This window comes from Sphingomonas sp. (assembly GCF_040398505.1).
GTDB lineage: Bacteria > Pseudomonadota > Alphaproteobacteria > Sphingomonadales > Sphingomonadaceae > Sphingomonas.
Genome location: NZ_JBBATX010000121.1, coordinates 1,712 through 7,052, shown reverse-complemented (window position 1 = coordinate 7,052; position 5,341 = coordinate 1,712). Strand labels below are relative to the sequence as shown.

General features: G+C 65.0%; 5 protein-coding genes. 2 read left to right on the top strand and 3 right to left on the bottom strand.

What is annotated here, in order from left to right; genetic code table 11:
- Nucleotides 1-12 precede the first annotated feature (12 nt).
- The 3 genes from ABWP09_RS12520 to ABWP09_RS12510 form a co-directional block, all read right to left on the bottom strand.
- Nucleotides 13-1,518: a replicative DNA helicase gene (locus ABWP09_RS12520; protein WP_353205463.1), complete on the bottom strand. Its 1,506-nt coding sequence runs from the start codon at nucleotides 1,516-1,518 to the stop codon at nucleotides 13-15.
- 125 nt (nucleotides 1,519-1,643) lie between these two features.
- Nucleotides 1,644-2,525 carry a hypothetical protein gene (locus tag ABWP09_RS12515; protein ID WP_353205462.1) on the bottom strand — a complete coding sequence of 294 codons (882 nt, stop codon included), beginning with the start codon at nucleotides 2,523-2,525 and terminating at the stop codon, nucleotides 1,644-1,646.
- Nucleotides 2,495-3,736: a TIGR04063 family PEP-CTERM/XrtA system glycosyltransferase gene (locus ABWP09_RS12510; protein ID WP_353205461.1), complete on the bottom strand. Its 1,242-nt coding sequence runs from the start codon at nucleotides 3,734-3,736 to the stop codon at nucleotides 2,495-2,497. The genes ABWP09_RS12515 and ABWP09_RS12510 overlap by 31 nt, the downstream gene beginning before the upstream one ends.
- 83 nt (nucleotides 3,737-3,819) lie before the next feature.
- Here ABWP09_RS12510 and ABWP09_RS12505 point away from each other — a divergent pair, with 83 nt between their 5' ends.
- Both ABWP09_RS12505 and ABWP09_RS12500 read left to right on the top strand, forming a co-directional pair.
- A complete protein-coding gene (locus ABWP09_RS12505; protein WP_353205460.1) occupies nucleotides 3,820-3,954 on the top strand; it encodes a hypothetical protein in 135 nt (44 codons plus the stop codon).
- Nucleotides 3,947-5,311, top strand: a complete 1,365-nt coding sequence (locus ABWP09_RS12500; RefSeq protein WP_353205459.1) for a putative O-glycosylation ligase, exosortase A system-associated — start codon at nucleotides 3,947-3,949, stop codon at nucleotides 5,309-5,311. The genes ABWP09_RS12505 and ABWP09_RS12500 overlap by 8 nt, the downstream gene beginning before the upstream one ends.
- The last annotated feature ends 30 nt before the right edge of the window (nucleotides 5,312-5,341 follow it).

The window sequence follows — 5,341 nt, the reverse complement described above, 5'->3', positions numbered from 1 at the left end:
CACATCACCCCCTCAATACCCCGCCCCCACAAAATCCGAGAACTTCGTGATGCTCGGCTCGAACTTCAGCGTTATTTTGCCGGTGGAGCCGTGGCGTTGCTTGGCGACGATCAGTTCCGCCAATCCGTCCACCCGCGACAAATGTTCGGACCATTTCGCATGCTTGTCCTGCACGTCGCCGGGGCTGCTCGCGTTCGGGATCTCGGGCTGGCTCATATTGAGGTAATAATCCTCGCGGTACACGAACATCACCATGTCGGCGTCCTGCTCGATCGAGCCGGATTCGCGCAAATCCGAGAGCAACGGCCGTTTGTCCTCACGGCTTTCGACCGCGCGGCTGAGCTGTGACAGCGCCAGCACCGGCACGTTGAGATCCTTGGCGATATTCTTGAGGCCGCGGCTGATCTCGGAAATTTCCTGCACGCGCCCGTCGCCCGAGCTCTTGGCCGAACCCGACAACAATTGCAGGTAATCGACCACGATCAGCCCAAGCTGATTGTTGAGCTTGCGCTGCAACCGTCGCGCCCGCGTATGCAGCGCGCCGATCGACAGCCCCGCACTGTCATCAATGAACAGCGGCAAGCTCTCCAGACTGGCGGCGGCGGCGGCGAGCTTGTGGAATTCCTGATGGCTGATCTTGCCCGATCGCAGCACTTCGGAATTGATCCCCGATTGCTCGGCGAGGATACGCCCGGCGAGCTGATCGGCCGACATTTCGAGGCTGAAGAAGGCGACCTTGGCCCCGAGCGAGCGATCCGGCTCGATCCCGTCGGCCATGTCGCGCATCCAGCGTTGTGCGGCGTTGTACGCGATGTTGGTGGCAAGCGAGGTCTTGCCCATGCCGGGGCGCCCCGCGAGAATCATCAGATCGGAGCGATGCATCCCGCCGATCTTGGCGTTCAGACTGTCCAAGCCCGTGGTGATGCCCGAGATGTGCCCGCCCGAATTGAGCGCGATTTCGGCCATCTTGATCGTCATGGTCGAGGCCTGGACGAAGGTCTTGATCTGCGAATCGCTGCCGCCATCGGCGGCGACCTTGTAGAGTTCCTCCTCGGCCGCCTCGATCTGCGCGCGCGGGTTGACCTCTTCCGACGTATCCATCGCGCGCTCGACCAGCCCGCGCCCGACCGTCACCAGCGTGCGCAGCATCGCAAGATCGTAAATTTGCTTGGCGAATTCGCGCGCGCCGAGCAGCCCCGCGCCAGAGCCGGTCAATTGCGCAAGATAGGCCGGGCCGCCCAGTTCGCGCATCCCGACATCGGCATCGAACATCGGGCGCAGCGTGACCGGACTCGCCAGCATGTCGTTCTGGCGCAGCGTGCGGATCGCCGCGAAGATGCGCCCGTGCAGCGGCTCGAAGAAATGGTCGGGGTCGAGCGAATCGATCAGATCGTCGGCGAGGCGATTGTCGATCATCATCGCGCCGAGCATCGCGGCCTCGGCCTCGACATTTTGCGGCAGCGAAACGGCTTCGGGGCCAGTGGGGGAAACGGGCGGAGATGCAAATGCGGTGGCCATCGCGCCTTCTCCCAGACGCGTCGGTTCGGGTCAAACCGGCGCGGCGCGAATTGCGGGGATAAGTTTCCCGATTTTGGCGTTGGACGCGCCTGCACCGCCCCGGCGAACGCCGGAGCCGGCAGCGCTTAGCGCATCGCCATCCGACGCAAGGTCGACAGCGTGTCTTCAATCGTTTCCGTAATTGGCTCAGCAACTACTGGCGCCGCGACCGCTTCGACAGGGTCAGTTTTAGCGTAACGCCGCGCCGCAGCGACGCGTTCGAGCCGCTCGAGCAGCGCCTGGACCGTCTCCGACGGATCCGCCCGAGCCGGGGCCGGCGCGTCCTGCGGCACCGCTGCGGGTCGCACCATCGGAGTCAGCGCGAAGGTCTCGAAACGCTCGCCGGGGTCAAAGGTCTGGCGGCGCTCGGGAGTGATCTCCGCAACGGGTGCCGGGAACCAGTCGCGCGGTGCGTCGGGTACGGCGGCGGGATCATAAGCGGCGAGTGGCTGATCCAGATCGATCGGCAGCGGCTGTTCGATCGGGGCAGGCGCTGCAGACGGCTCCACTGCCACTGCGTCGACATGGACGGGAACCCGCACCGGCCGCGCGCGTACTTCGAGGAACGGGGTCCCCAAATCGGTATTGGCGAACAGCGGCCGCCGTGCCGGCGCGTCGGGATGCGAATCGGCGCGGCGCAACACTGGCGCAAAGATCGAAGCGTCGCCGCCGCGCTTTTGCCGACGATGCACGGCAATGGTGCGCGCGCCGAAGCTCAGGAACAAGCCAAACCACGCAATCGCGCCAACCCCGCCGCCGCACACCAGCACCAGCACCAGCCGTGCGGTAACGCCGAGCGGCGGCTCGGCGGCGGACAGGACCGCCGCGATCCCGCTATCGACGACCATCGATTCGAGCAGTTCGGTTGGAATGAGCGCGAACATCGCAGCGGTGAGCACGCCGATCACACTCGCGGCGAGCGGCGCGATCGGCAGAATCACATGTTGAGAGCGGGGGGACTCGACCATGTCTTACGGGATGCCATACGATCGGTAAGTTTCTGGTAAACAGGTTCATAACGATTCACGTTCGTCGCCCAGTCCCGTTCTGCCTCGACAAACGCGCGACCGCGCGCGCGCCGCCCGTCCCAACTGTCCCGATCGGCCAGCAATCCGGCCAAAGCCTGAGCCATCCCGGCCGGATCGTCGGGCGGGAACAGCGTGCCGGTGTCGTTGTGGCGGATCAGTTCGCGGTGCCCGCCAACGTCGGATGCCGCGACCAGCCGGCGCTGCGCCATCGCCTCGAGCGGCTTGAGCGGGGTCACGAGATCGGTCAGCCGCATCCGCTTGCGCGGATAAGCGAGCACGTCGACGATGCTGTAATAGCGGTCGACCTCGGTATGCGGCACGCGGCCGATGAAATGAATATGCCGCGCGACCGGGGAGGCCGCCGCTTGTGCGCGCAAAGCGGCCTCCATCGGTCCGCCGCCGACCAGCACGAGCTGCGCCGCAGGACGTTCGGCGACCAGCAACGGCATTGCCGCGATCAGATCGTCGAGTCCCTCATAATCGTAGAAGCTGCCGATAAAGCCGATCACCTCGCCGCCATGCACCCCGAGCGAGTCGGCAAGCGCGTGGTCGTACGGCAAGGGGTCGCCGAACACCGATAGATCGACCCCATTGGGCGAGACGATCATTTTGGCCGGATCGACGCCGCGCGCGACCAGATCGCGCCGCAGCCCGTCGCAAATCACCGCGACCGCATCGACGCGCTTGACCGCCCAGGTTTCCAGCGCGCGGGTGGCACGATAGCGCCACGATCCCTCGGTGCCGGTCCCGTTGCCGACCGAGGCATCCTCCCAAAAGGCGCGGATTTCATAGACGATCGGCAGTTTGCGCCGCCGCGCCACGCGCACCCCGGCCAGCGCATCGAGCACGGGCGAATGCGCGTGCAGCACGTCGGGTTTGAACTGCGCGACCACTTGATCGATCCTGCGGGCAAAGGCGCGAATTTCGCGCAATTCGCCGAATGGGCTGATCGTCTCGGGCACCGGATCGGTGCGGTAGAAATCGATCCCGTCGACACGCTCCTGCGCCACGTCGCGCACGCCGTTGCGCGGGCCGGTTACCGCCGCGACCTCCCACCCGCGCCGCTGCTGGCTCTTCAGGATCGCGCGGGTGCGGAAAGTATAGCCGCTCTGCAGCGGCAAGCCGTGGTCCAAGATGTGGAGAATGCGCATGAGCACCTCCCTAATGCGGACTGCTTAACGGAGCCTCAACCCGCTCGCGCGTAGGGCGGGTGCATGCAAGGCGGATCGCAGCCATGATCGACAATCTCGCGCTCGCGATCAGCCACGGGCTGATCGCGCTGACGGTGTGGGTGCTGCTGCGTCGTCCCGATCTCGATCGCGAAGGCCCGCCGCCCGAACGCAAGCCGAAAGGTCGCCCGCGTGCGTGACCTGGTCTTCGTCGCGTTTCTGGGCACCTTCTTCGCGGCGGGCTTTCGCAAGCCGTTCATCTTCGTGCTCGCCTATGTCTACATCGACATCGTCAGCCCGCAGCGGCTGACCTATTTGTTGCTCAATGCGGTCCCGATTTCGCTGATGGCGGTCGCGCTCGCGGTCGGCGGATGGATGCTTGCCGACGACAAGACCGACACGCGAGTCGCCCCGCGCCAGGCGCTGATCGTGCTGCTCCTGCTCTATTGCGGCCTCACCACGCGCACCGCCGATTTCCCGGTCGAGGCGCTGGATAAATGGGATTGGGTGTGGAAATGCCTGGCCTTCGCCGCTTTCCTGCCGCTGACGCTGCGCACCAAATTGCGGATCGAAGCGCTGCTGCTGGTGATGATCGCCTCGGCCGCGTCGATTATCATCATCGGCGGGATCAAGACGATCGCCAGCGGCGGCGGCGGCTACGGCACGCTCAACCTGATGGTATCGAACAATTCGGGGCTGTACGAAGGCTCGACCATTTCGACCGTCGCGGTCGCGATCATCCCGCTGATCCTGTGGTTCACGCGGCATGGCACGATCTTTCCACCCGACTGGAAGGTTAAGGGCTTCTGCTACGCCCTCGTGTTCGCCTGCCTGCTGATCCCGGTCGGCACCTCAACGCGCACCGGATTGCTCTGCATCGGCCTCGTCGCGGTGCTGATGCTGCGCGATACCAGGCGCAAGGTTCTGTATTTGGGCTTGCTGGGTGCCGCGGGCTTGATGGCGGTGCCGTTCCTGCCCGCCTCCTTCACCGACCGGATGAGCACGATCAAGACCTACAAGGCCGACGAATCGGCTTCGACGCGGCTCGCGGTATGGGGCTGGACCTGGCAATATGCCAAGGAGCACCCGCTGGGCGGCGGCTTCGAAATGTACCGGCAAAATCAAATCCGCTACGACACCGAAAAGGTCGAGGGCAGCGCGCAAAACGCGACGATCGACAAGAAACTGACCGTCGACAAGGCGCGCGCCTTCCACAGCGCCTATTTCGAGATGATTGGTGAACAGGGCTTTCCCGGCCTCGCGATCTGGCTGCTGATCAATGTGATCGGCATCGTGCGGATGGAAGTGCTGCGGCAACGCTACCGCAAGGCGGAGGCCGATCAGGCGTGGATCACCCCGCTCGCGGGCGCACTGCAGTCCGCGCACATCGTCTATCTGCTCGGCGCGGCGTTCATCGCGATCGCATTCCAGCCGTTCGTCTACATGCTGATCGGCGCGCAGATCGGGCTCGACACCTATCTCGCGCGCAAACGCAGCCAGGCGGCGTGGCGACCCTTGCGCAAAGCCCGCGCGACGGCGGTCGAGGCGGCGGCGTGAGCGAGGCGCAATCATCTGAGCCCCTCCCCT

Coding starts and splice junctions, on each gene's coding strand:
- ABWP09_RS12520 (WP_353205463.1), bottom strand. CDS start 1,518: ATGGCCACCGCATTTGCATCTCCGCCCGTTTCCCCCACTGGCCCCGAA.
- ABWP09_RS12515 (WP_353205462.1), bottom strand. CDS start 2,525: ATGGTCGAGTCCCCCCGCTCTCAACATGTGATTCTGCCGATCGCGCCG.
- ABWP09_RS12510 (WP_353205461.1), bottom strand. CDS start 3,736: ATGCGCATTCTCCACATCTTGGACCACGGCTTGCCGCTGCAGAGCGGC.
- ABWP09_RS12505 (WP_353205460.1), top strand. CDS start 3,820: ATGATCGACAATCTCGCGCTCGCGATCAGCCACGGGCTGATCGCGCTG.